At 65.1% G+C, this 21768-nt stretch carries 24 protein-coding genes; 11 read left to right on the top strand and 13 right to left on the bottom strand.

Features of this window, described 5'->3' with window-relative positions; all coding sequences use genetic code 11:
* Positions 1–85: 85 nt before the first annotated feature.
* The 6 genes from tesB (at position 86) to AABQ55_RS01310 (ending at position 7512) form a co-directional block, all read left to right on the top strand.
* Positions 86–973 (top strand): acyl-CoA thioesterase II, encoded by an 888-nt coding sequence (gene tesB, locus AABQ55_RS01335; RefSeq protein WP_272806964.1) that lies wholly within the window; start codon positions 86–88, stop codon positions 971–973.
* 218 nt (positions 974–1191) lie between these two features.
* The gene (locus AABQ55_RS01330) at positions 1192–1542 is read left to right on the top strand and encodes a P-II family nitrogen regulator (RefSeq protein ID WP_064331794.1); all 351 of its coding nucleotides are present in this window, start codon (positions 1192–1194) and stop codon (positions 1540–1542) included.
* A 29-nt stretch (positions 1543–1571) separates the two neighbouring features.
* The gene (locus tag AABQ55_RS01325) at positions 1572–2933 is read left to right on the top strand and encodes an ammonium transporter (RefSeq protein ID WP_272806963.1); all 1362 of its coding nucleotides are present in this window, start codon (positions 1572–1574) and stop codon (positions 2931–2933) included.
* Positions 2934–3174: 241 nt separating this feature from the next.
* Positions 3175–5841, top strand: a complete 2667-nt coding sequence (locus AABQ55_RS01320) for a DNA translocase FtsK (RefSeq protein ID WP_272806962.1) — start codon at positions 3175–3177, stop codon at positions 5839–5841.
* A gap of 113 nt (positions 5842–5954) precedes the next feature.
* Positions 5955–6611: an outer membrane lipoprotein carrier protein LolA gene (locus AABQ55_RS01315; protein WP_398431313.1), complete on the top strand. Its 657-nt coding sequence runs from the start codon at positions 5955–5957 to the stop codon at positions 6609–6611.
* Positions 6612–6705: 94 nt separating this feature from the next.
* Entirely contained in the window at positions 6706–7512 is an 807-nt protein-coding gene (locus AABQ55_RS01310) for an exodeoxyribonuclease III (protein ID WP_272806961.1), read from the top strand.
* A gap of 150 nt (positions 7513–7662) precedes the next feature.
* On the opposite strand, the gene AABQ55_RS01305 is transcribed toward AABQ55_RS01310, so the two are convergent.
* Positions 7663–8118, bottom strand: coding sequence for a cyclic nucleotide-binding domain-containing protein (locus AABQ55_RS01305; protein WP_272806960.1), 456 nt, complete (start codon positions 8116–8118; stop codon positions 7663–7665).
* 70 nt (positions 8119–8188) lie between these two features.
* On the bottom strand, positions 8189–8872 hold the full coding sequence (locus tag AABQ55_RS01300) for a response regulator transcription factor (RefSeq protein ID WP_024271121.1): 684 nt from the start codon (positions 8870–8872) through the stop codon (positions 8189–8191).
* Positions 8873–8982: 110 nt separating this feature from the next.
* Here AABQ55_RS01300 and AABQ55_RS01295 point away from each other — a divergent pair, with 110 nt between their 5' ends.
* Together AABQ55_RS01295 and AABQ55_RS01290 are read left to right on the top strand one after the other, a co-directional pair.
* Positions 8983–9528, top strand: a complete 546-nt coding sequence (locus AABQ55_RS01295) for a L,D-transpeptidase family protein (protein WP_272806959.1) — start codon at positions 8983–8985, stop codon at positions 9526–9528.
* 130 nt (positions 9529–9658) lie between these two features.
* Complete coding sequence (locus AABQ55_RS01290; protein WP_272806958.1) at positions 9659–10489, top strand: aldo/keto reductase; 831 nt, start codon at positions 9659–9661, stop codon at positions 10487–10489.
* A 131-nt stretch (positions 10490–10620) separates the two neighbouring features.
* Here the strand turns inward: AABQ55_RS01290 and AABQ55_RS01285 are convergent, their stop codons facing one another.
* The 6 genes from AABQ55_RS01285 to rplS form a co-directional block, all read right to left on the bottom strand.
* Positions 10621–11169 (bottom strand): SixA phosphatase family protein, encoded by a 549-nt coding sequence (locus AABQ55_RS01285; RefSeq protein ID WP_272806957.1) that lies wholly within the window; start codon positions 11167–11169, stop codon positions 10621–10623.
* A gap of 38 nt (positions 11170–11207) precedes the next feature.
* Positions 11208–12617, bottom strand: a complete 1410-nt coding sequence (gene leuC, locus AABQ55_RS01280) for a 3-isopropylmalate dehydratase large subunit (RefSeq protein ID WP_272806956.1) — start codon at positions 12615–12617, stop codon at positions 11208–11210.
* Between the two features lie 72 nt (positions 12618–12689).
* Positions 12690–12887, bottom strand: a complete 198-nt coding sequence (locus AABQ55_RS01275; RefSeq protein WP_272807547.1) for a hypothetical protein — start codon at positions 12885–12887, stop codon at positions 12690–12692.
* Complete coding sequence (locus tag AABQ55_RS01270) at positions 12884–13690, bottom strand: amino acid ABC transporter permease (RefSeq protein ID WP_272806955.1); 807 nt, start codon at positions 13688–13690, stop codon at positions 12884–12886. The genes AABQ55_RS01275 and AABQ55_RS01270 overlap by 4 nt, the downstream gene beginning before the upstream one ends.
* 9 nt (positions 13691–13699) lie before the next feature.
* Positions 13700–14497, bottom strand: a complete 798-nt coding sequence (locus AABQ55_RS01265; RefSeq protein ID WP_272806954.1) for a transporter substrate-binding domain-containing protein — start codon at positions 14495–14497, stop codon at positions 13700–13702.
* 150 nt (positions 14498–14647) lie between these two features.
* Positions 14648–15166: a 50S ribosomal protein L19 gene (rplS, locus tag AABQ55_RS01260; RefSeq protein WP_244769288.1), complete on the bottom strand. Its 519-nt coding sequence runs from the start codon at positions 15164–15166 to the stop codon at positions 14648–14650.
* A 405-nt stretch (positions 15167–15571) separates the two neighbouring features.
* On the opposite strand from rplS, the gene AABQ55_RS01255 reads away from it, so the two are divergent.
* Positions 15572–16318, top strand: a complete 747-nt coding sequence (locus AABQ55_RS01255; RefSeq protein ID WP_272806953.1) for a sulfite exporter TauE/SafE family protein — start codon at positions 15572–15574, stop codon at positions 16316–16318.
* Here AABQ55_RS01255 and trmD read toward each other — a convergent pair.
* The 5 genes from trmD to ffh all read right to left on the bottom strand — a co-directional run bounded on the left by trmD (position 16300) and on the right by ffh (position 19984).
* Entirely contained in the window at positions 16300–16995 is a 696-nt protein-coding gene (trmD, locus tag AABQ55_RS01250; RefSeq protein WP_272807529.1) for a tRNA (guanosine(37)-N1)-methyltransferase TrmD, read from the bottom strand. The two genes, AABQ55_RS01255 and trmD, sit on opposite strands and share 19 nt — an antisense overlap.
* Position 16996: 1 nt before the next feature.
* Positions 16997–17575, bottom strand: coding sequence for a ribosome maturation factor RimM (rimM, locus tag AABQ55_RS01245; RefSeq protein WP_272806952.1), 579 nt, complete (start codon positions 17573–17575; stop codon positions 16997–16999).
* Positions 17576–17690: 115 nt separating this feature from the next.
* Positions 17691–18056, bottom strand: a complete 366-nt coding sequence (gene rpsP / locus AABQ55_RS01240) for a 30S ribosomal protein S16 (protein ID WP_272806951.1) — start codon at positions 18054–18056, stop codon at positions 17691–17693.
* Positions 18057–18092: 36 nt separating this feature from the next.
* The gene (locus AABQ55_RS01235) at positions 18093–18416 is read right to left on the bottom strand and encodes a chorismate mutase (protein ID WP_064331777.1); all 324 of its coding nucleotides are present in this window, start codon (positions 18414–18416) and stop codon (positions 18093–18095) included.
* Between the two features lie 11 nt (positions 18417–18427).
* On the bottom strand, positions 18428–19984 hold the full coding sequence (ffh, locus tag AABQ55_RS01230; RefSeq protein WP_272806950.1) for a signal recognition particle protein: 1557 nt from the start codon (positions 19982–19984) through the stop codon (positions 18428–18430).
* A 266-nt stretch (positions 19985–20250) separates the two neighbouring features.
* Here ffh and AABQ55_RS01225 point away from each other — a divergent pair, with 266 nt between their 5' ends.
* The gene (locus AABQ55_RS01225; RefSeq protein WP_272806949.1) at positions 20251–20610 is read left to right on the top strand and encodes a DUF1428 domain-containing protein; all 360 of its coding nucleotides are present in this window, start codon (positions 20251–20253) and stop codon (positions 20608–20610) included.
* Between the two features lie 61 nt (positions 20611–20671).
* Positions 20672–21754, top strand: coding sequence for an MBL fold metallo-hydrolase (locus AABQ55_RS01220; RefSeq protein WP_272807528.1), 1083 nt, complete (start codon positions 20672–20674; stop codon positions 21752–21754).
* Positions 21755–21768 lie beyond the last annotated feature (14 nt).

Here is a 21768-nt window from a genome sequence, read left to right as displayed (position 1 = left end):
TGGTGCACTCCTGGCCGCTTGAGGTCTTCTGCCCCTCTATATAGAGGAGGAGGAACCGTATTCCTACCGTCGGAGCCACGTCCAAATGTCGCGTCAACCTGCGAAGAACCCCGCCATGGATGTCCTTCTGGAGACATTGGACCTGGAGCGGCTGGAAAGCCGGCTGTTCCGCGGCAAGAGCCCGCAGGTCGGCTGGCAGCGGGTGTTCGGCGGGCAGGTGATCGGCCAGGCGCTGGTCGCAGCGACCCGGACGGTGGAGAAGGCGGGGCGTTTCGTGCATTCGCTGCACGCCTATTTCGTGCGGCCGGGCGATCCCTCCGTGCCGATCATCTACGATGTGGAAAACATCCGTGACGGCGGCTCCTTCGCCACGCGCCGCGTCGTCGCCATCCAGCACGACAAGCCGATCTATTTCATGACGGCATCCTTCCAGGACGAGGAGGACGGTTTCGAGCACCAGACACCGATGCCCGACGTGTCGCAGCCGGAAGACCTGCTCGGCGAGGCCGAGCTGAAGGAGCGCTTCATGACCGAGGCGCCGGAGCATATCCGCGCCTACTGGCAGCGCCCGCGGCCGATCGAGCTGCGGCCGGTTTCGCTGACCCATTATTTTTCGGGGGATAAGCTGGAGCCGCGGCAGAACATCTGGGTGCGCACCACCGGCCCGGTGCCGGCGGAGCGTCACCTGCAGGCCGCCGTGCTCGCCTATCTCTCGGACATGACGCTGCTCGATACCTCGCTCTTCGCACACGGCACCTCGGTGCTCGACCGCTCGCTGCAGGTCGCGAGCCTCGACCATGCCATGTGGTTCCATCGCCCGCCGGTTCTCGACGACTGGCTGCTCTACAGCCAGGACAGCCCTTCGGCCTTTGGCGGGCGCGGCATGACCCGCGGCGCGATTTTCACCCGCAACGGCACCCTCATTGCCTCCGTCGCCCAGGAAGGGCTGATTCGGAAAAAGGCAATTGTCTAATTTTTACGCATTATTTTATTGTCGCCTATTTTTTGATCATGTGCGGTGATGATTTTTTGCACCGCAGCATGAGCGCCATTTTTATCCTTTTTATTTCAGAAGCTTAGCCGATCCGTTCGAATCTGGCACGCCCCTTGAATGTGTAGTTCCCAGTCGTGGTGGACGTGATGTCGCCAACGATGAGGAGAGATGGCCCCGGCTGGGGACAAGCACGAAGGATGGGAAACCAGATGAAAATTGTGATGGCCATTATCAAGCCGTTCAAACTCGATGAGGTGCGAGAAGCCCTCACCGCTGTCGGCATCCAGGGCCTGACCGTGACCGAGGTAAAGGGGTACGGGCGCCAGAAGGGGCATACGGAAATCTACCGCGGCACCGAATATGCCGTCAGCTTCCTGCCGAAACTGAAGATCGAGATCGCCGTGCCTGGCGATGTCGTCGACAAGGCCGTCGAGGCGATCGCGTCCGCCGCCAAGACCGGCCAGATCGGCGACGGCAAGATCTTTGTCTACTCGATCGACCATGCCGTGCGCATCCGCACCGGCGAAACCGATTCCGAAGCGCTCTAAGCAAACGGCAGATCAGGGAGCATTCTTACATGTCGTCTAATTCGATCCTCAACACATTCGCCCGCGTCGGTGCCGTCGCGGCAGGCCTGCTGGCGCCGGTGACGGCCCTTGCGCAGGAAGCGACGGAAGCGGCAACCGAAGCCGCACCGGCCGCAGCCGAGGCCGCGATCAACTCCGGCGATACCGCCTGGATGCTGACCTCGACCGTTCTCGTCCTCTTCATGATCCTGCCGGGCCTCGCCCTCTTCTACGGCGGCCTGGTGCGCAGCAAGAATATGCTGTCCGTCCTCATGCAGTGCCTGGTCGTCTCCGCCGCGATCATGATCGTCTGGGTGGTCTACGGCTACAGCCTCGCCTTCTCCAATGGCGGCGGCCTCAACACCTTCATCGGCGGCTTCGAGAAGCTGTTCCTTTCCGGCGTGACGGCCGACAGCGTCTCTGGCTCGATCCCGGAATATGTCTTCATCGCCTTCCAGATGACGTTTGCCTGCATCACGCCGGCGCTGATCGTCGGCGCCTTCGCCGAGCGCATCAAGTTCTCCGCCGTCGTGCTGTTCTGCATCCTGTGGGTGACCTTCGTCTACTTCCCGATGGCACACATGGTGTGGTCGGGTGACGGCGCCCTGATGTGGGACTGGGGTGCGATCGACTTTGCGGGCGGCACCGTCGTTCACATCAATGCCGGCGTGGCGGGCCTCGTGGGCGCGATCATGGTCGGCAAGCGCACCGGCTTCGGCAAGGACATGATGGCGCCGCACTCGATGACGCTGACCATGGTCGGCGCTTCCATGCTGTGGGTCGGCTGGTACGGCTTCAACGCCGGCTCGGCAGCCGCGGCAAACGGCGTTGCCGGCCTTGCGATGATCAACACCTTCACCGCCACCGCCGGCGCGGTCGTCGCCTGGTGCGTGATCGAAACCTTCGGCCGCGGCAAGGCCTCCATGCTGGGTGCGGCATCGGGCGTCATCGCCGGCCTCGTCGCCGTCACGCCGGCCGCCGGTGCCGTTGGCCCGATCGGCGCCATCTTCCTCGGCGCGATCGCCTCGGCGCTTTGCTACTTCTTCGTCTCCGTCGTCAAGAACAAGTTCGGCTATGACGACACCGCGGACGTCTTCGGCGTTCATGGCATCGGCGGCATCGTCGGCGCCATCGGTTCGGGCATCTTCGCGGCCTCCTCGCTCGGCGGCGTCGGCTACGCGGAAGGCATCGGCATGGGCGGCCAGGTCTGGATCCAGATCAAGTCCGTCATCGTCACCATCCTGTGGTGCGGCATCGGCTCGGCGATCCTCTACAAGATCGTCGACATGATCGTCGGCCTGCGCGTCACCGTCGAATCGGAACGCGAAGGCCTCGACCTCTCGTCCCACGGCGAAGCGGCCTACCACTCCTAAGCTGCCTGCGGCGGCTCCCAGCGGCCGCCGCCAAACATCCCGTCGCGGCCATAGGAAATCTATGCCGCTCCTGGCCCGGACCTGCGTGTCCGGGCCCTTTTCGTTTACCGGGCAGAAACCATGCCGCGGGGCTGCATGGTTAACACGCCATTAAGGCTTCCTTCGTAGGGTTCGCAGTCAGGCACAGTCCGCGATTCGGCGGAAAAGGTGCGATTTCTTGCGTGGACCATAGGCTGTAACCATGAGCAGAAGCATTTCGGCAGGACTGGACAACCGTCACGACCGCTTCGTTCTGTCGGCATTCGTCTGGCGGCAGGTGCAGATCCTTCTCGGGATCTGCGTCTTCCTCGGCCTTGCCTTCGCCATTGCCGCGCTCTCCACCTGGAATGTCTCCGACCCCAGCCTCTCCTATGCCTCCAGCGGCGAGCCGGCCAATATCCTCGGCTATCCGGGCGCTGTCTTCGCCGATATCTTCATGCAGTTCTTCGGGCTCGCCAGCGTCATCGCGCTGCTGCCGGTCGTCGCCTGGGGCCTGGCGCTGATCAGCGGCCGACGCTTCAACCGGGTGCCGCAGCGCGCCGGCGCCTGGCTCGGGGGAGCGATCCTCGCCTCCGCGGCGCTCGCCTGCGTGCCCGGGCCTGTCACCTGGCCGCTGCCGACCGGTCTCGGCGGCGTCTTCGGCGACATGATCCTGCGCTTTCCCGCGCTCTTCACCGGCGCCTATCCGACCGGCCTCTTCGCCAGCATCCTCGGCGGCATCATCGCCATTCCCGCCGCTTGGCTGATGGTCTTTTCCGCCGGCCTGATCGGCTCGGTGGCGATCGACGACGAGGAGGATTTCGCGCCCGTTCCCACGCCGAGCCGCGCCCGGACCATCGCCGAGGAAGAGGACGACGACGAGCGGGAAGGCCCGCTCACCGTCCTTGCCGGCGCCATGACCCATGCCTGGTACACCGGCCAGGCGCGGTTCCGCCGCGTCTTCGGCCTTGCCAACCAGCGCCGCAAGGCGCGCGGCATCGAGCAGCCCTACGATTTCAACGAGGACGAGTTCGGCACGCTGAACGAGCCGGCCCGCGCCCGCACGCCCTCCCGCTCCGCCGATCGCGTCGAGCCCTCCCTCGATGGCCGCCGCGCCGTCGCCGCTCCGCCGATGGTTGACGATGACGACGACCTGCCCTTCGACATGGACGAACCGATCGCCCGCCCGAACGGTCTCCTGCCGGACGACGACATGGACGACATCGCCGCCGACTGGGCGCCGCGCCGCGCGCCGGCCCGCCCGCCCATGCCGGCAACGACCGCGCGCGTCGTTCCCGCCGCCGCCCGGCCGAAGCCCGGCCAGCGCATCGAACGCGAGGCGCAGACCTCTTTCGTCGGTCCCGATGGCTTCGCCCTGCCGCCGATCCATCTGCTCGCCGAGCCGAAGGGCCAGGTGCGCGACATGACCCTTTCGGCCGACGCGCTGGAGCAGAACGCCCGCATGCTGGAGGGCGTGCTGGAGGATTTCGGCGTCAAGGGCGAGATCATCCATGTCCGTCCCGGCCCGGTCGTCACGCTCTACGAGCTGGAGCCGGCGCCCGGCATCAAGTCCTCCCGCGTCATCGGTCTTGCCGACGACATCGCCCGTTCGATGAGCGCGATTGCCGCCCGCGTCGCCGTCGTGCCGGGCCGCAACGCCATCGGCATCGAACTGCCGAACCAGAGCCGCGAGACGGTCTACCTGCGCGAACTCATCGCCAGCCGCGACTTCGAGACCTCGAAGGCCAGGCTCGCTATGGCGCTCGGCAAGACGATCGGCGGCGAGCCGGTCATTTCCGACATCGCCAAGATGCCGCACCTGCTCGTCGCCGGCACCACCGGCTCGGGCAAGTCCGTCGCCATCAACACGATGATCCTGTCGCTGCTCTACCGCCTGAAGCCGGAACAGTGCCGCCTGATCATGATCGATCCGAAGATGCTGGAACTCTCCGTCTACGACGGCATCCCGCATCTGCTCTCCCCCGTCGTCACCGATCCGAAGAAGGCCGTCGTCGCCCTCAAGTGGACGGTGCGCGAGATGGAGGAGCGCTACAAGAAGATGTCGAAGATCGGCGTGCGCAACATCGACGGCTTCAACAGCCGCGTCGAGCAGGCGCTGGCCAAGGGCGAGCAGATCAGCCGCACCGTGCAGACCGGCTTCGACCGCCAGACCGGCGAGGCGATGTACGAGACGGAGGAGTTCGATCTCCAGCCGATGCCCTATATCGTCGTCATCATCGACGAGATGGCCGACCTGATGATGGTCGCCGGCAAGGACATCGAAGGCGCCGTGCAGCGGCTTGCCCAGATGGCGCGTGCCGCCGGCATCCATGTCATCATGGCGACGCAGCGCCCCTCCGTCGACGTCATCACCGGCACGATCAAGGCCAACTTCCCGACGCGCATCTCCTTCCAGGTGACGTCGAAGATCGACAGCCGCACCATTCTCGGCGAACAGGGCGCCGAACAGCTGCTCGGCATGGGCGACATGCTCTACATGGCCGGCGGCGGGCGCATCCAGCGCGTGCACGGCCCCTTCGTCTCGGATGGCGAGGTGGAAGCCGTCGTCGCGCATCTGAAGACGCAAGGCGCGCCGCAATATCTTGACGCGATCACCGAGGACGATGACGATGACGGCGAGGGGGGCCATGGCCCGGCCGGAACCGCCAATCTCGACGATTCGGATGATCCCTACGACCAGGCGGTGGCTGTCGTGCTGCGCGATGGCAAGGCGTCGACCTCCTATATCCAGCGCCGCCTCGGCATCGGCTACAACCGCGCCGCCTCGCTGATCGAGCGCATGGAGAAGGAAGGGCTGATCGGCCCGGCCAACCACGCCGGCAAGCGCGAGATCCTCGTGCCGACGGAGGATGAAATTTCGGGGCGCTGACCGGGAACGGGCGCGCCTCCTGCGGCGTTTTCACCGGCAAGTCTCGCGTCAGGGCGAAACGCCATTATGGCGCCGCGTTTGGCCCGCATGAGAAACGCATGAAGGAGACCGACATGATCCGATCCGAGAACGGCCGCGCGACCGGAACGCTGACGCGCCGTAGCTTCACCTGCCTGATGGCCTTCACGCTGGCCGCCGGCCTTTCGGCGCTTGCCCCCACCGACGCCTCCGCGCAGGCGAGCGGCGCCGCCCAGAAGATCGCCGATCACTTCGCCTCGGTGAAGACGATGATGGGCGAGTTCGTGCAGTTCGGCCCGCGCGGCGAGCAGACAGGCGGCAAGTTCTACATCTACCGTCCCGGCAAGATCCGCTTCAACTACGAGGAGCCCTCGCCGATGCGCGTCATCGCCGACGGCAAGGCCGTCGTCATCGGCAATCGCAAGCTGAAGACCTGGGACCTCTATCCGCTCTCCAAGACGCCGCTCAACCTGCTGCTCGGCGAGAAGATCGACCTTTCCGCCAAGATGGTGCGCAGCGTGAAGGAAGAATCGGACCTGACGACGATCGTGCTCGGCGACAGGAACATGTTCGGCGATTCGACCATCACCATGATGTTCGATCCCAAGACCTACGACCTGCGCCAGTGGACGATCACCGACGCGCAGGGCAAGGACACCTCTGTGATGATCTTCAACGTCAAGACCGGCGTGAAGCTCGACGACAAGGTCTTTTCCATTCCTTACGACGAAGTGCGCAACAAGGGCGGTTAATTCGGTCCAAGGGCCTTTTCCGTTTCGCCCTTCATGCGCTAAGACGCCCCGACCGGCCCGTGAAAACGGGCCGGGTGTTTTTGAGGGCGATGGCATGGCACTTTCGATTGCGACCTGGAACATCAACTCCGTGCGGCTGCGCATGCCGCTCGTCGAGCATTTCCTGAAGACCTTCTCGCCGGACATCCTGTGCCTGCAGGAAACCAAGTGTCCGAACGATCTCTTTCCGTCCAAGCCGCTGAAGGCGCTGGGCTACGAGCATATCGTCATGCACGGCCAGAAGGGCTATCACGGCGTCGCCACCGTCTCCCGCCTGCCGCTGACCGAACTCGTCGAGCGGCGCGACTATTGCGGCGTCGGCGATGCGCGCCATGTCTCGGTGCTCTTCCATCACCGGGGTAAGTCGATCCGCCTGCACAATTTCTATGTGCCGGCCGGCGGCGACGAGCCGGATCGTTTGATCAACCCGAAATTCGGCCACAAGCTCGATTTCATCGAGGAGATGAAACTGCTGCACGCCGAGGCCGAGGCCGGCATTTCCTCGATCCTCGTCGGCGACCTTAACATCGCCCCGCTGGAGCACGACGTCTGGTCGCACAAGCAGCTCCTCAGGATCGTCAGCCACACGCCGATCGAGACGGAAGGCCTCATCGACGTCATGACCAAGGGCGCCTGGGTCGACCTCATGCGCCGCAAGGTGCCTGCCCACGAAAAGCTCTATACGTGGTGGAGCTACCGCTCGGCCGACTGGGTCGCCGCCAACAAGGGGCGCCGCCTCGACCATATCTGGTCCTCCGCTGACCTGGAGCCGCATCTCAGCAACATCGCGGTCATCCGCGAGGCGCGTGGCTGGGAACGGCCGTCCGACCATGTGCCGGTGATTGCGGAATTCGATTTTTAAGGGATTGCCCCTCACCCTAACCCTCTCCCCGCAAGCGGGGAGAGGGGACCTGCCTCACAAACGGGTATTTGTTGGGGAAATCGGTGCGGCATATCCCTTCGCCCCGTTTACGGGGAGAAGGTGGCCGGCAGGCCGGATGAGGGGCCTGCCTCAGGCAAACCGCCCGGCAAGCCCCCGCATCTGGCTGATCATCGCCGAAAGGTTTTCGCGGATGCGTGCGTCCACGAGAATGGCAACGTCGGGATATTCCTCCAGCATGCGGCGGAAGAGTGGGCGGTTGATACGGATGACCTCGCTGTCTTCCGTCGCCACGGCCGTATATTTGCGCTCCACGGCGGAAATCATCGCGAGCTCGGAAAGCAGCGTGCCGGCGCCGGCCGTGCCCTCGTCGCGCGTCGTTCCGTCCCGGAGCGTCGAGGTGAGCCGGAACGACCCATAGGCGACGACGAAGCCGCAATCGGCCGAGGTGCCCTCGCGAAACAGCGTCTGCCCCTCCACCAGCCGCCGGCGCTCGGCGCCGAAGGCCATCAGCCGCAGCTTGTCGTCGGCGAGGCCGGCGAAGAGCGGCACGCGGGAAAGAAGGGCGATGTCGTCGCTGAGACCCACGGCGGGCGTTCCTCAAAAGCACGTCCAGGAAAAGTGTAAAGCGGTTTTCCGTTCGGAGTTGCGTGAAAAGCTAAGGTACGATCTTGTAACCGCCGTTCTCTGTCACGAGAATCTCCGCATTGGAAGGGTCCCGCTCGATCTTCTGGCGCAGGCGATAGACATGGGTCTCCAGCGTGTGGGTCGTGACGCCGGAATTGTAGCCCCAGACCTCTTCGAGCAGCACGTCGCGCGTCACCACCTTCTGGTCGGCGCGGTAGAGGTAGCGGATGATCGCCGCCTCCTTCTCCGTCAGGCGGATCTTCTGGCCGTTTTCCAGCGTCAGCAGCTTCTGGCCGGGCTTGAACGTATAGGGGCCGACGGTGAAGGTGGCGTCCTCGCTGCTCTCGTGCTGGCGCAGCTGGGCGCGGATGCGCGCAAGCAGCACGGCAAAGCGGAAGGGCTTGGTCACGTAGTCGTTGGCGCCGGCCTCGAGGCCCAGGATCGTGTCCGAATCGGTGTCGTGCCCGGTCAGCATGATGATCGGCGCCTTGAAGCCGCCCTTGCGCAGCAGCTTCACGGCTTCGCGACCGTCCATGTCCGGCAGGCCGACATCCATGATCAGGAGGTCGATCTGATTGGCGCGGGCGGTCTGTATGCCCTTGCCGGCGGTGGTTTCCTCGAGCGTCGAGAACTCCTCGTAGAGCGAAAGCTGCTCGACGAGCGTCTCGCGCAGGTCGTTGTCGTCATCGACAAGAAGGATTGTGCGGGATGTCATGCTTTACCTCTCGGCATTCCTCTGGAAAGTAAGGGAATTGGGACTTTTGGCAAGCCCGCCCATGGCTTAGCCAGTCAGGTTACCACAAGGCGCGAATATGGCGGAGCGACATGAGCCGGATCACATCTGCTGAACATTGCGTGAAGACGATCCTGGTGCGCCCGGCGCCGGGCAGGAAGAGCCGCGCCATCGTCCAGGTCGGCCCCCTGCGCCTGCCCGCCGCCATCGGCCGCTCCGGGCGAACCAGCCGCAAGCGCGAGGGCGACGGCGCGACGCCGATCGCCGCCATGCCGCTTCTCTCCGGCTTCCTGCGCGGCGACCGGCTGCCCCAGCCGCAAAGCGCCCTGCCGCTCCGGCGCATCCGACCCGCCATGCTGTGGTGCGACGCGCCGAAGCATCCGTCCTACAACCGTCTTGTCCGCGCGCCCTTCAAGCCGAGCCATGAGGAGATGCAGCGCAAGGACGAGCTCTACGACATCTGCCTGGTGCTCGACTGGAACGTGACCGCGCGCCGCCGCCATGCCGGCTCGGCGATCTTCTTCCACCTCATCCGCCCCGGCTATGAGCCGACGGCCGGCTGCATCGCCCTTGCACAACGTGACATGCTGCGCATCCTGCCGCATCTGCGGCGCGGCACGGTCGTGCGGGTGCTCTGAGGATTTTACCGAGGTGGGCTGAAATGCTGCGATGCGGAACCTATATCAGCCTCGACCGTCGCCGGGCTTCAAGGCGCCACGGGAAACCCGCCCGGGTTCAAGCACGCCATTTTTTCACGGAGAGATTCTGATGAGCGATCAACCGACAATCCTGTTTCACGACGGCAACAGCATTCCCCAGGTCGGCCTCGGCGTCTGGCAGACCCCGAACGACACGGCCGTGACCGCGGTCAAGGCCGCGCTTGACGCCGGCTATCGCCATATCGACACGGCCGCGATCTATGAGAACGAAGCGGGCGTCGGCGAGGGCATCCGCGCCTCCGGCATTGCCCGTTCGGAGATCTTTCTCACCACGAAGCTCTGGAATTCCGACCAGGGCTACGATGCGACGCTGAAGGCCTTCGACGCCAGCCTGAAGCGGCTCGGCACCGACTATGTCGATCTCTACCTCATCCACTGGCCGGCGCCGAAGCGCGATCAGTATGTCGACAGCTGGAAGGCCTTCATCCAGCTCCAGAAGGAAGGCCGCGCCCGCTCGATCGGCGTGTCCAACTTCTATCCGGAGCACCTGCAGCGCCTGATCGACGAGACCGGCATCACCCCGGTGATCAACCAGATCGAGCTGCATCCGGACTTCCCCCAGAAGGAGGCCCGCGCCTATCACGACAAGCACCGGATCGTCACCCAGTCCTGGAGCCCGCTCGGCCAGGGCACGCTGCTGGAAAACCCGGTCGTCGCCAAGGTCGCGGCAAAACACGGCCGCACGCCGGCGCAGGTCATCACCCGCTGGCACATCGACAACGGGCTGGTGGTGATCCCCAAATCCGTGACGCCGTCGCGCATCGTGGAGAATTTCAAGGTATTCGACTTCAAGCTCGACGACGAGGACATGGCGACCTTCGCGAGCCTCGAAAAGGACGGCAAGCGCATCGGTCCCGATCCGATGACGGCGACGTTCTAAGCCAGCCAAACCGCAAAACCTCTCCTCCGTCATGCTCGGGCTTGACCCGAGCATGACGTGGAGGGTGGGGTGACGGGCGTCGCTGATACGCGCTGATGGCTGCATTGGGGCGGCTTGGCCGCCCGTTTCGTCTATGGCAGCGTCCTCGGCGTCACGAAGCTTTCGAGCCGGCCTGCTCCGGGCGCAATGTCCGTCCACGTCTCGATGTCGAAAGCGATGACGGCAAGCCCCGCCGTCGGGAATTTTGTCCGTAGCCGCGCCAGCGCCGTTGCCTCGCCCTGCGGCGCGAGCAAGGCCGCCACATCCTCGAAACCCGGATTGTGACCGATGACGAGCAGCGTCTCGCTCTCCGCCGGCGCTTGCCGGATCGCCGCGAGGACGGCCGCCGGTTCGGCTTCGTAGATCGACGCCACCGTGCGGGACGGGCAAGGCTTTGCGAGGGCCGGCGAGACGAGGGCCCAGGTTTCCTGCGTGCGCCGGGCCGAGGAGACCAGCGCGAAATCCGGCTCAAGGCCTTCCGACACAATATAGGCCCCCATGCGCGGGGCATCGCGGCGGCCGCGATCGGCGAGGGGGCGGGCGTGGTCTTCGACGCCCTCGGGCCAGGCGGACTTGGCGTGGCGGAGGAGGAGAAGGCGTTTCACGGGAATCTCTCCTTCAAACGAGAAGGCCGGGAGCATGCTCCCGGCCCTCTATCACGATGGCGATGAAGCCGTGATCACTTCCAGTCGCGGATATCGACGAAGTGGCCGGCGATCGCGGCGGCGGCGGCCATGGCGGGCGAGACGAGATGCGTGCGGCCCTTGAAGCCCTGGCGGCCCTCGAAGTTGCGGTTCGAGGTGGAGGCGCAGCGCTCGCCCGGCTTCAGGCGGTCGTCGTTCATGGCGAGGCACATGGAGCAGCCCGGCTCGCGCCAGTCGAAACCGGCTTCCTTGAAGATCCTGTCGAGGCCTTCGGCTTCCGCCTGCTCCTTCACGAGGCCGGAGCCCGGGACGATCATGGCATCGACGGTGGAGGCGACCTTCCTGCCCTCGACGACGGCGGCGACGGCGCGCAGGTCCTCGATGCGGCCATTGGTGCACGAGCCGATGAAGACACGGTCGATGGCGATGTCGGTGATCTTCGTGCCCGGCTTCAGGCCCATATAGTCGAGCGCGCGCCACTTGGAGGAGCGCTTGGTCTCGTCCTCGATATCGTCGGGGTTCGGCACGACACCTTCGACGGAGACGACGTCCTCCGGCGAGGAGCCCCAGGAGACGATCGGCGGCAGGTTGGCGGCGTCGAGCACGACGACGCGGTCGAAATGCGCGCCTTCCTCGGTGTAGAGCGTCTTCCAGTAGTCGAGCGCCATCTCCAGCGCCTTGCCCTTGGGCGCGCGCGGCTTGTCCTTGATGTATTCGAAGGTGGTCTCGTCCGGCGCGATGAGGCCGGCGCGGGCGCCGCCTTCGATCGTCATGTTGCAGATCGTCATGCGGCCTTCCATCGAGAGCGAGCGGATCGCCTCGCCGGCGAACTCGATGACGTGGCCGGTGCCGCCGGCGGTGCCGATCTCGCCGATGATGGCAAGGATGATGTCCTTGGCCGTCACGCCTTCGGGAAGCTTCCCGTCGACGCGCACCAGCATGTTCTTCGCCTTCTTCTGGATCAGCGTCTGGGTGGCGAGGACATGCTCCACCTCGGAGGTGCCGATGCCGTGCGCCAGCGCGCCGAACGCGCCGTGCGTGGAGGTGTGGCTGTCGCCGCAGACGATGGTCATGCCCGGCAGGGTAAAGCCCTGCTCGGGGCCGACGATGTGCACGATGCCCTGGCGCACGTCCTTTTCGGAATAGTATTCCACGCCGAAATCGGCGGCGTTCTTGGCGAGCGCCTCGACCTGGATCCGGCTTTCCTCGTTCTTGATGCCCTGATGGCGGTCCGGCGAGGTGGGAACGTTGTGGTCGACGACGGCGAGCGTCTTTTCCGGCGCGCGCACCTTGCGGCCGGCCATGCGCAGGCCCTCGAAGGCCTGCGGCGACGTCACTTCGTGAACGAGGTGACGGTCGATGTAGAGAAGACAGGTTCCGTCTTCCTGGCGGCTGACGATATGGTCGTCGAAAATCTTGTCATAGAGGGTACGGGGTGCGCTCATGGCTCTTCATCCGCTTGGCATGTTTAGGGTACAGGAATTTGGCGAGCGCGTGGCTCGCAGGATCGAGAGCGATCAGGATAGGCGGCTGATAAGCGCGCCGAAGACACGCGCAAAGAAGCGTGCCGGCAGGCGCTTGTGATCCTGCAGCACGACGACATGCTTTTCCGTGCATCCGAACTTGGATTCCATGCCCCGCATATAACGATTTTTTGACGGCACGGCAAGTTGATGCGCGGCGACCGTCTGATCATCCGTGCGCGCAGGGATCACGTCCGCCGGAGACGTCTTTCCAGCGCCCGCAGGGCCAGGGAAAGGCCGATCGTCAGGATGAGGTAGACATAGGCGACGATGGAATAAGTCTCGAAGAAGCGAAACGAGCCCGACGCGTAGACCTTGCCCATCTGGGTGATGTCCGCGACGCCGAGCACGGAGACGAGCGAGGAATCCTTCACCATCGCCACGAAGTCATTGCCGAGCGGCGGCAGGATGACGCGCACGGCCTGCGGAAAGACGACGAGGCGGAAGCGCTGGAAGCGCGACAGGCCGAGCGCCTTCGCGGCCTCGATCTGCCCCTTGTCGACGGACTGGATGCCCGCGCGAAAGACCTCGGCGATGAAGGCGGAATAGCCGATCATCAGCGCGATGATCGCCCGCCACATCAGCGAGAGGTCGCGCACCTGCACCGGTTCCAGGTAGCCGGCGGCAAGGAGCGGGCCGATCGCGAAGTTGATCACCGCCACCAGCGCCGGGGCGCCGACGAAGGCGATGTAGAAGAGCAGGACGAGCACCGGCACGCCCCGGATCACCTCCGTGTAGAAGCGGGCGATCTGGCGCAGCACCTTGCTTTCGGAGAGCGCCATCAGGGCGACGGCGAGGCCGAGCAGGGTGGCGAGCAGGAAGGCGACGAGGGTCACGAAGATCGTCACCCACAGTCCCTTCAGCACGACGCTGAACACCTGCCTGTAGAGGTCATTGGCAATGATGACGCCGGCAAGCGCCAGCGCGATGACGCTGAGGGCGACCAGCCACCAGGGATAGTCGCCCTTCGCCGTATCAGGGGAAGCGGGAGCCATGACTGCCCGTCACTCACCCATCTTGTAGTCGAGGAACCACTTCTTGTTGAGGCTTTCCAGCGTGCCGTCCGCCGTCAATGCCGCGATCGCCGCGTTGACCGGGGCGACGAGATCGGAGCCCTTCGGGAAGATGAAGCCGAAGTCCTCGGTGCCGAGCGGCCCGCCGACCACCTTGAGCTTGCCGCCCGAGGCGTCGACATAGCCCTTGGCCGCGACGCTGTCGGTAAGCACCAGGTCGACGTCGCCGGCCTGCAGCGCCTGCACGGTCGCGCCGAAGGTTTCGAACAGCTTGATGCGCGGGTTCTGCTCGTTGCCGTCGAGGATTTCATAGACGGCGGTGTAGAAGGGCGAGGTGCCGGGCTGGGCGGCGATCAGGCCGTCGTTCAGCGCCGCGAAGGATTTCGCGTCGTTGAAGCGCTCCTCGTCGCCACGCACCAGCATGAACTGCTGCGAACGCATGTAGGGGTCGGAGAAGTCGACCTTCTCCTTGCGGTCGTCCTTGATGGTGATGCCGGTCATGCCGATATTGTACTGGTTGTCGGAGACCGCCTGGATCATCGTGTCCCAGCTGGCGTTCTGGTATTCGACCTTGAAGTTCAGCCGCTTGGCGATCTCGTTCATCGCGTCATATTCCCAGCCGATCTGCTCGCCCGACTTCGGATCGACGAATTGCAGCGGCGGATAGGCGTTTTCCGTAACGACGACGACGGTCTTGCCGCCGAGGTCGGGCAGGTCCGTGGCAAAGGCGAGAGCGGGCATGAGGGCGGCGGCGGCAAGGCCTGCGAGAACGGCGCGGCGGGAAAACATCGAAACAGGCTCCTGAAATTGTGGCGGCGGAACACTCTCACAGGTTCAGGCAGGGAGGCAAGCACGGCGCTTGCGTGCAAAGGCTTTTCCGTAAAACAAAAAAGCCGCCGGCAAGGCCGACGGCTTCTTCGAATGGATGCGGCTGCCGGATTATTCGGCGGCGGCTTCCGCGGCCTTTGCGGCCTCGGCAGCTTCTGCTGCGGCCTTTTCAGCGGCGAGCGCCTGGGCGGCTGCCACCTTCTCGGCCTCGAGACGTGCCTTTTCCTCGGCAATAGCCTGACGCTCGGCATCGTTCAGCTTGCGGGCGCGCGTGCCGGTGTTCTCGACGATACGAGCCGACTTGCCGCGGCGATCGCGCAGGTAGTAGAGCTTGGCGCGGCGGACCTTGCCGCGGCGCACGACGTCGACGCTTTCGACGAGCGGCGAGTAGATCGGGAAGACGCGCTCGACGCCTTCGCCGTAGGAGATTTTGCGAACGGTGAAGCTCTCGTTGAGGCCGCCGCCGGAACGGGCGATGCAGACGCCTTCATAGGCCTGCACGCGGGTACGCGAACCTTCCGTGACGCGCACGTTGACGCGGACGGTGTCGCCCGGGGAGAATTCCGGGAGGGTGCGCTTGGCTTCGATCTTCGCGGCCTGTTCGGCTTCGAGCTGCTGGATGATGTTCATCGGTCTAACCTTCTGGTTCTTCTGAAACAGCCAGAGCGCTCGACGGTCACCTTCCGGGGCATGGCCTCTAAGGTTAGTCCGTTGCCGGACGGAGCGGATTCGCCATTCTTTGATTGCAGGTCGGCGGGAGTAATCCCAAATCCGTGCGGGCCAATACACCAAACGAACCGGCTTGTCATCCCCTAAAGCACATCGCGACCTTTCCGATACCCTCCTTGCGCTTCAGGGCCTTGGTTTTTCGCATGCCGCTGTCGCAAAACCGCTGCGCATTTTTGCGCGACATGCCGCAACGGCAAAAGAAACCGCGCCGGAAGGGCGGTTCTTCGGGCCTTGCCGCCCTTCCGGCGCCACGCTATCACGCGCTTGAGGAGGGCGCGGCCACAGCCGCCGTGCCAGGGGAGCATCATGACCGTTGTCGACGCCATCTTTCTGTTCATCGCGGGCTTCCTCTCCGGCGTGGTAAACGCCATCGCCGGCGGCGGCACGTTCCTGACCTTCGGCGCGATGACACTGACCGGCCTGCCGCCGATCGTCGCCAACGCCACCTCTTCGATCACCCAGTTTCCCGGCTACGTCACCTCGACGCTCGCCTATGCCAAGGAAATCCGCGCCGACTGGAAGGAAGCGCTGCTGCTCGGCGCGCTGTCGCTTGTCGGCGGCCTTGCCGGGGCCATGCTGCTGCTCTCGCTCTCCAATCCCTCGTTTCGTGCGCTGGTGCCGTGGCTCCTGCTGGCGGCGACCGCGATCTTTGCGGCCGGACCCTATCTCAAGCCCAGGACGCTGAGCCCGGAAAAGCCGATCTCGCCGCTCGGCCTTGCCCTCCAGGGCATCACCTCGATCTATGGCGGCTTTTTCGGTGCGGGCATGGGCATCATGACGCTCGCCGTGCTGGGCCTCACCAAAGGCGGCGACTATCACAGGCTGAACGCGCTGAAGAATTTCGTCGCCGTCGTCATCGCGGCCATGGCGATTGTCGTCTTCGCCAGCGGCGGCGTGGTCGGTTGGCCGCAGGCGGCGGTCATGGTGCCGGCGGGCGCGATCGGCGGCTATGCCGGCGTCTGGGCGGCGCGGCGCGTGCCGCAGCCGGTCATCCGCGGCCTAGTGGTCGCGGTCGGCCTCGCGCTGACGGTCTATTATTTCGTGACAGGCTGAGCGGGGAGAAGGTCGGGCCGACGCGCGCGCGTCAACTGTTCCGCCTCCTCGCGCCGCCATTTCTCGATCGCCGCGTGGTGGCCGGAGGTGAGAACGCCAGGGATCTCCATGCCTTCCCAGACCTGCGGGCGGGTATAGTGCGGGTGCTCCAGCAGCCCGCCCTCGAAGCTCTCGTGTTCGCCCGAAAGCGCATTGCCCATGACGCCCGGCAGGATGCGCACCACGGCGTCGAGCAGGATCATCGCCGCCGGCTCGCCGCCGGAGAGTATGTAATCGCCGATCGAGACCTCTTCGAGCTGCCGCCCGTCGATGACGCGCTGGTCAACGCCCTCGAAGCGGCCGCAGACGATGACGGCGCCGTCGCCTGCCGCCAGCTCCCGGACGCGGGCCTGCGTCAACGGGCGCCCGCGCGGGCTCATCAGCAGGCGCGGGCGGCTGTCGCCTTCAGAGGCGTGGTCGATGGCGCGGGCAAGCACATCCGGCTTCAGCACCATGCCGGCGCCGCCGCCGGCCGGCGTGTCGTCCACCGTGCGGTGGCGATCGGTGGTGAAATCGCGGATCTGCACGCAGTCGAGCGCCCAGTCGCCGCGCGCGAGCGCCTTGCCGGAGAGCGACTGCCCGAGAAACCCCGGGAACATCTCCGGATAGAGCGTCAGGATGGTGGCGCGGAAAGCCACGTCACTCTCCGCCGTCGTCTTGCGGCGGACGGCGGCGCCGGCTGCCCGGGCCATCGTTTCCGTCATCCTCCAGGCCGGCGGCGACGGCGTCGATCAGAAGGCGCCCGCCTTCGAGGTCGATCTCCAGCACGGCCGCTTCGGAGAAGGGAATGAGCACGGGCCGCTTGCCCGGCCCCTTGAGTTCGAGAAGGTCGCCCGCGCCGAAATCGAAGATGCCCGTCACCTTGCCGTGGCTGCGGCCGGCGGTATCGACCGCTTCCAGCCCTTCGAGGTCGGCATAGAAGAATTCGTCCTCGTCCAGTTCCTCGTCCGGCAGGTTGTCACGTTCGATATAGAGGTCGGTGCCGGTAAGCGCCTCGGCGGCATTGCGGTCGTTGATGCCGCGAAAGCGCACCACGACGACATTCTTCGCCTCGCGCACTTCGAGCACCTCGAAGGAGCGGCCGTCCTCGGTATGGAGATGGCCATAGTCGCCGATCGCCGTCGGGTCGATCGTATAGGATTTCACGCGGACCTCGCCGCGCAGGCCCTGTGCCGCGCCGACGGTGCCCATGAGGACGGGATTTTCCAGTTTCGCCATGGTTCGGTTCCGTGTGTTTCGGGACGCCTAGGCTTTATTATGTTCATGCCAAGGCTCCAAATGAAAACGGGCGGCATGAAACACGCCGCCCGTTTTCTGGAAAAGCCGCGAAGGATTATTCGCCGGCGGCGGCAGCAGCGGCGTCTTCTTCCTTCTGCTTCTTCTCGGCAGCGCGCTCGAGGGCCTTCTTGCCCGGCTTTGCCTTTTCCGGGTTGTTGCGGGCGTCGCGCTTCACGACGCCGGCTTCATCGAGGAAGCGGGCAACGCGGTCGGTCGGCTGGGCGCCCTTGGCGAGCCATTCCTTGGCGCGGTCGGCGTCGATCTGCACGCGGCCCGCGTCGTCCTTGCCGAGCATCGGGTTCCAGGAGCCGAGCTTTTCCAGGAAACGGCCGTCGCGCGGCGAGCGGGCATCGGCAACGACGATCTGGTAGTACGGGCGCTTCTTGGAGCCACCGCGGGCGAGACGGATTTTCAGGGACATGTCATTACTCCTTGGATGTGACGTGAGCCGCTTTTCTCAAGCGGTGTTCTGGTTTGCGCCGCTGTGCTCAGCGGCAATGGCTTCATGGTGCCGGATCACCTCGCGGATGATGAAGTTCAGGAACTTCTCCGCGAAATCCGGATCCAGATTGGCATCCTTCGCCAGGCGGCGAAGGCGTTCGATCTGGTATTCCTCGCGCGCCGGGTCGGCCGGCGGCAGTTCATGCGTCGCCTTGAGCACGCCCACCGCCTGGGTACAGCGGAAGCGTTCGGCGAGCATATGCACAAGGGCAGCGTCGATATTGTCGATCGATTGCCGGTATTCCCCCAATTGCTGCTTGACCTTCGGATCGATCGTCATGCCGCGTCCCCTCACTTCTTCTTCGGCAGGCCGGGAAGGCCCGGAAGGCCGCCGAGACCGGGCAGGCGTCCGCCGCCGAGGCCCGGAAGGCCGCCACCGCCAAGGCCCGGCAGGCTGCCCGGCTTGATGCCGGCCGCTTCCGCCTGCTTGGCGAGCGCCTCAAGCTGCTTCGGATCCATCTTGGACAGGTCGGGCATGCCGCCCATGCCGCCGCCAAGGCCCATCTTGCTGGCAAGGCCGCCCATCATCTGCTTCATCATGCCGCCCTTCTTGCCGCCCATCATCTTCATCATGTCCGCCATCTGGCGGTGCATCTTCAGAAGCTTGTTGATGTCGCTGGCATCGGTGCCGGAGCCGGCGGCGATGCGCTTCTTGCGGGAATGCTTGAGCATGTCGGGATTGGCGCGCTCGGCCTTGGTCATCGAGTTGATGATGGCGATCTGGCGGCCGAACAGCTTGTCGTCGAGGCCGGCGGCGGACATCTTGTCCTTCATGCCGGCCATGCCGGGCATCAGCCCCATGATGCCGCCCATGCCGCCCATCTTCTGCATCTGGCGCAGCTGGTCGGCAAGGTCGTTGAGGTCGAACTTGCCCTTGGCCATCTTGGCGGCCATGGCGGCCGCCTTCTCGGCGTCGATGTTCTCCGCCGCCTTCTCGACGAGCGAGACGATGTCGCCCATGCCGAGGATGCGGTCGGCGACGCGGCGGGGGTGGAATTCCTCCAGCTCGCCCATCTTCTCGCCGACGCCGATCAGCTTGATCGGCTTGCCGGTGACGGCGCGCATGGAAAGGGCCGCGCCGCCGCGGCCGTCGCCGTCCATGCGGGTGAGGACCAGGCCGGTGATGCCGACGCGGTCGTCGAAATTGCGGGCGAGGTTGACGGCATCCTGACCGGTCAGCGCATCGGCGACGAGCAGGATCTCGTGCGGATTGGACTTCCGCTTGATCTCCGCCATCTCGATCATCAGCGGTTCGTCGATATGGGTGCGGCCGGCGGTGTCGAGGATGACGACGTCATGGCCGCCGAGCTTTGCGGCCTGCACGGCGCGGGCGGCGATATCGGTCGGCGACTGGCCGGCGATGATCGGCAGGGTATCGATGCCGGTCTGTACGCCGAGCTGGCGAAGCTGCTCCTGCGCGGCCGGGCGGCGCGTGTCGAGCGAGGCCATCAGGACCTTCTTCTTGTCGCGCGTCTTCAGCCGGTTGGCGATCTTGCCGGACGTCGTCGTCTTGCCGGAGCCCTGCAGGCCCACCATCATGATGACGACGGGGGCGGCGGCGTTGAGGTCGATGGAGACGCCTTCGGAGCCGAGCATCGAGACCAGCTCGTCATGCACGAGCTTGACGACCATCTGGCCGGGCTTGATCGACTTCAGGATTTCCGCGCCGACGGCCTTTTCGCGCACGGCATCGGTGAAGGAGCGCACCACTTCCAGCGCCACGTCCGCTTCGAGAAGCGCACGGCGGACCTCGCGCAGCGCCGCCGAGACATCGGCCTCGGAGAGCGCGCCACGGCCTGTCAGTCCATTGAGAATGGAGCCAAGGCGGTCCTGGAGTGTTTCAAACATCACGTCTTCCTTCTTGTTTCCACGTCTGGCGGAAACATCGGTTCCATCCGCGCCAAAAACAAGACGCAAAGCCGAAAAGCACCCGAGGGCGCATCGCGCTGTCGGGTGTTGACCTCCGGGATCTCTTTATACCTCAATGGGTCCCGGTCGGCGGCTTCAAGCATCGTCACTTGTCGCGGATGCGGCGGCTTAAACAGCAAAGGGGCCGGAAAGTCAAGGACGCACCGGATCATGCCGGCGCGCGCTGCTCGAGAGGAGTTTCGCTCATGTACATTGCAGGCTTGGTAATCCCCGTGCCCGCGGAAAACAGGCAGGCCTATCTCCGGTGGGCGGAAAACAGCGCGGCGATCCTCAAGGATTATGGATGCCTGGAGATCGTCGAATCCTGGGAGGACAACGTGCCCGATGGCGCTCACACCGATTTCCGCCGCGCCGTCGACGCGAAGCCGGGCGAAAAGATCGTCTTCACCTGGCAGGTCTGGCCCGACAAGGCGACGCTCGATGCCGCCGAGGCGAGGTTGCGCACCGACCCGCGTACGAAAGCGATACCGGCGGACGTTCCCTTCGATTCAAGGCGCCTGATCCTCGGCTGCTTTGCGCCGATCCACACGATGGGCCGGACGTAAAATTCATGCGAGTCTGCGTCGGCGCATTGCAGTGCGACGGCGCGCGACCTATCTTTCGCCGATGAACCGTCGGACGTTCCTCAAATGGTCGGGCATCGGTGCGCTGGCGACGCTCGCCGGCGGGGGCTTTGCGAGCCGCAGCCTTGCCGCCAAGCGCTATTATGACGGGCCGCTCAGCGACCATTTCGACGGCACGCATTTCTTCAACCCGAACGGCGAGGAGCCGAACAGCTTTTTCGAGCTGATGCGCTGGCAGTTCGGGGGCGGGCGCTCTGCCTGGCCGCTCGACTGGCCGAGCCCCTTTCCATCAGCCGTGCCGGAAGCGCGTATCGCCGGCGGTCGCCTCGTCGTCACGCTGGCGGGCCATGCGGCGCTGCTCATCCAGACCGCCGGCCTCAATATCCTGACCGATCCGGTCTGGAGCGACCGCGCAAGCCCGTTCACCTTCGCCGGGCCCAAGCGGGTCAACCCACCGGGCATCTGCCTTGTCGACCTGCCGAAGATCGACCTCGTGCTCGTCACGCACAATCATTACGATCATCTCGACCTTGCGACGCTGAAAGCGCTCGCCGAACGGGACGATTGCCGGATCGTCACGCCGCTCGGCAATGATCGCATCATCGTGCCGACGGTCGACAGGGCGCGCATAACGACCATGGACTGGGGTAGCGCGCTGACGGTGGCTGACGGGGTGACGCTCCATTGCGAGCCCTGCCACCACTGGTCGGCGCGCGGGCTCGGTGACCGGCGCTTGGCGCTCTGGTCCGCCTTTCTCATCGAGACGCCGGGCGGAAAGATCTACCATGTCGGCGATACGGGCTTTCACCAGGGCATCAACTACCGGGCGATCCGCGAGAAACATGGGCCGATCCGCCTCGCCAACCTGCCGTTCGGTGCCTATGAACCGCGCTGGTTCATGCGTCCGCAACACCAGAACCCGGACGAGGCGGTTCAGGGCATGGTGGCCTCCGGTGCGGCCTATGTGGCCGGCCACCATTGGGGCACCTTCCGGCTGACGAACGAGGCGATCGACGAACCGCTCGCCGCGCTGGAAGCGGCGCTCGATGCGGCCGGCATCGCCCGCGAACGGTTTCGCGCGCTGCGGCCGGGCGAAGTGTTCGATGTTCCCGCTGCCGCGGTCTGAGCAAGGCACTGGAA

The organism is Shinella sp. WSD5-1 (assembly GCF_963942435.1).
In the GTDB taxonomy this organism is placed as follows: domain Bacteria; phylum Pseudomonadota; class Alphaproteobacteria; order Rhizobiales; family Rhizobiaceae; genus Shinella; species Shinella yambaruensis.
The sequence above is the reverse complement of the archived record's forward strand: the minus strand, read 5'-3'. Positions and strand labels throughout refer to the sequence as shown.

Bases quoted from the DNA above. Each gene is read 5' to 3' on its own strand.
- tesB (WP_272806964.1), top strand. From the start codon at position 86: ATGTCGCGTCAACCTGCGAAGAACCCCGCCATGGATGTCCTTCTGGAG.
- AABQ55_RS01330 (WP_064331794.1), top strand. From the start codon at position 1,192: ATGGGAAACCAGATGAAAATTGTGATGGCCATTATCAAGCCGTTCAAA.
- AABQ55_RS01325 (WP_272806963.1), top strand. From the start codon at position 1,572: ATGTCGTCTAATTCGATCCTCAACACATTCGCCCGCGTCGGTGCCGTC.
- AABQ55_RS01320 (WP_272806962.1), top strand. From the start codon at position 3,175: ATGAGCAGAAGCATTTCGGCAGGACTGGACAACCGTCACGACCGCTTC.
- AABQ55_RS01315 (WP_398431313.1), top strand. From the start codon at position 5,955: ATGATCCGATCCGAGAACGGCCGCGCGACCGGAACGCTGACGCGCCGT.
- AABQ55_RS01310 (WP_272806961.1), top strand. From the start codon at position 6,706: ATGGCACTTTCGATTGCGACCTGGAACATCAACTCCGTGCGGCTGCGC.
- AABQ55_RS01300 (WP_024271121.1), bottom strand. From the start codon at position 8,872: ATGACATCCCGCACAATCCTTCTTGTCGATGACGACAACGACCTGCGC.
- AABQ55_RS01295 (WP_272806959.1), top strand. From the start codon at position 8,983: ATGAGCCGGATCACATCTGCTGAACATTGCGTGAAGACGATCCTGGTG.
- AABQ55_RS01290 (WP_272806958.1), top strand. From the start codon at position 9,659: ATGAGCGATCAACCGACAATCCTGTTTCACGACGGCAACAGCATTCCC.
- AABQ55_RS01285 (WP_272806957.1), bottom strand. From the start codon at position 11,169: ATGCTCCCGGCCTTCTCGTTTGAAGGAGAGATTCCCGTGAAACGCCTT.
- leuC (WP_272806956.1), bottom strand. From the start codon at position 12,617: ATGAGCGCACCCCGTACCCTCTATGACAAGATTTTCGACGACCATATC.
- AABQ55_RS01270 (WP_272806955.1), bottom strand. From the start codon at position 13,690: ATGGCTCCCGCTTCCCCTGATACGGCGAAGGGCGACTATCCCTGGTGG.
- AABQ55_RS01265 (WP_272806954.1), bottom strand. From the start codon at position 14,497: ATGTTTTCCCGCCGCGCCGTTCTCGCAGGCCTTGCCGCCGCCGCCCTC.
- rplS (WP_244769288.1), bottom strand. From the start codon at position 15,166: ATGAACATCATCCAGCAGCTCGAAGCCGAACAGGCCGCGAAGATCGAA.
- AABQ55_RS01255 (WP_272806953.1), top strand. From the start codon at position 15,572: ATGACCGTTGTCGACGCCATCTTTCTGTTCATCGCGGGCTTCCTCTCC.
- rimM (WP_272806952.1), bottom strand. From the start codon at position 17,575: ATGGCGAAACTGGAAAATCCCGTCCTCATGGGCACCGTCGGCGCGGCA.
- rpsP (WP_272806951.1), bottom strand. From the start codon at position 18,056: ATGTCCCTGAAAATCCGTCTCGCCCGCGGTGGCTCCAAGAAGCGCCCG.
- AABQ55_RS01235 (WP_064331777.1), bottom strand. From the start codon at position 18,416: ATGACGATCGATCCGAAGGTCAAGCAGCAATTGGGGGAATACCGGCAA.
- ffh (WP_272806950.1), bottom strand. From the start codon at position 19,984: ATGTTTGAAACACTCCAGGACCGCCTTGGCTCCATTCTCAATGGACTG.
- AABQ55_RS01225 (WP_272806949.1), top strand. From the start codon at position 20,251: ATGTACATTGCAGGCTTGGTAATCCCCGTGCCCGCGGAAAACAGGCAG.
- AABQ55_RS01220 (WP_272807528.1), top strand. From the start codon at position 20,672: ATGAACCGTCGGACGTTCCTCAAATGGTCGGGCATCGGTGCGCTGGCG.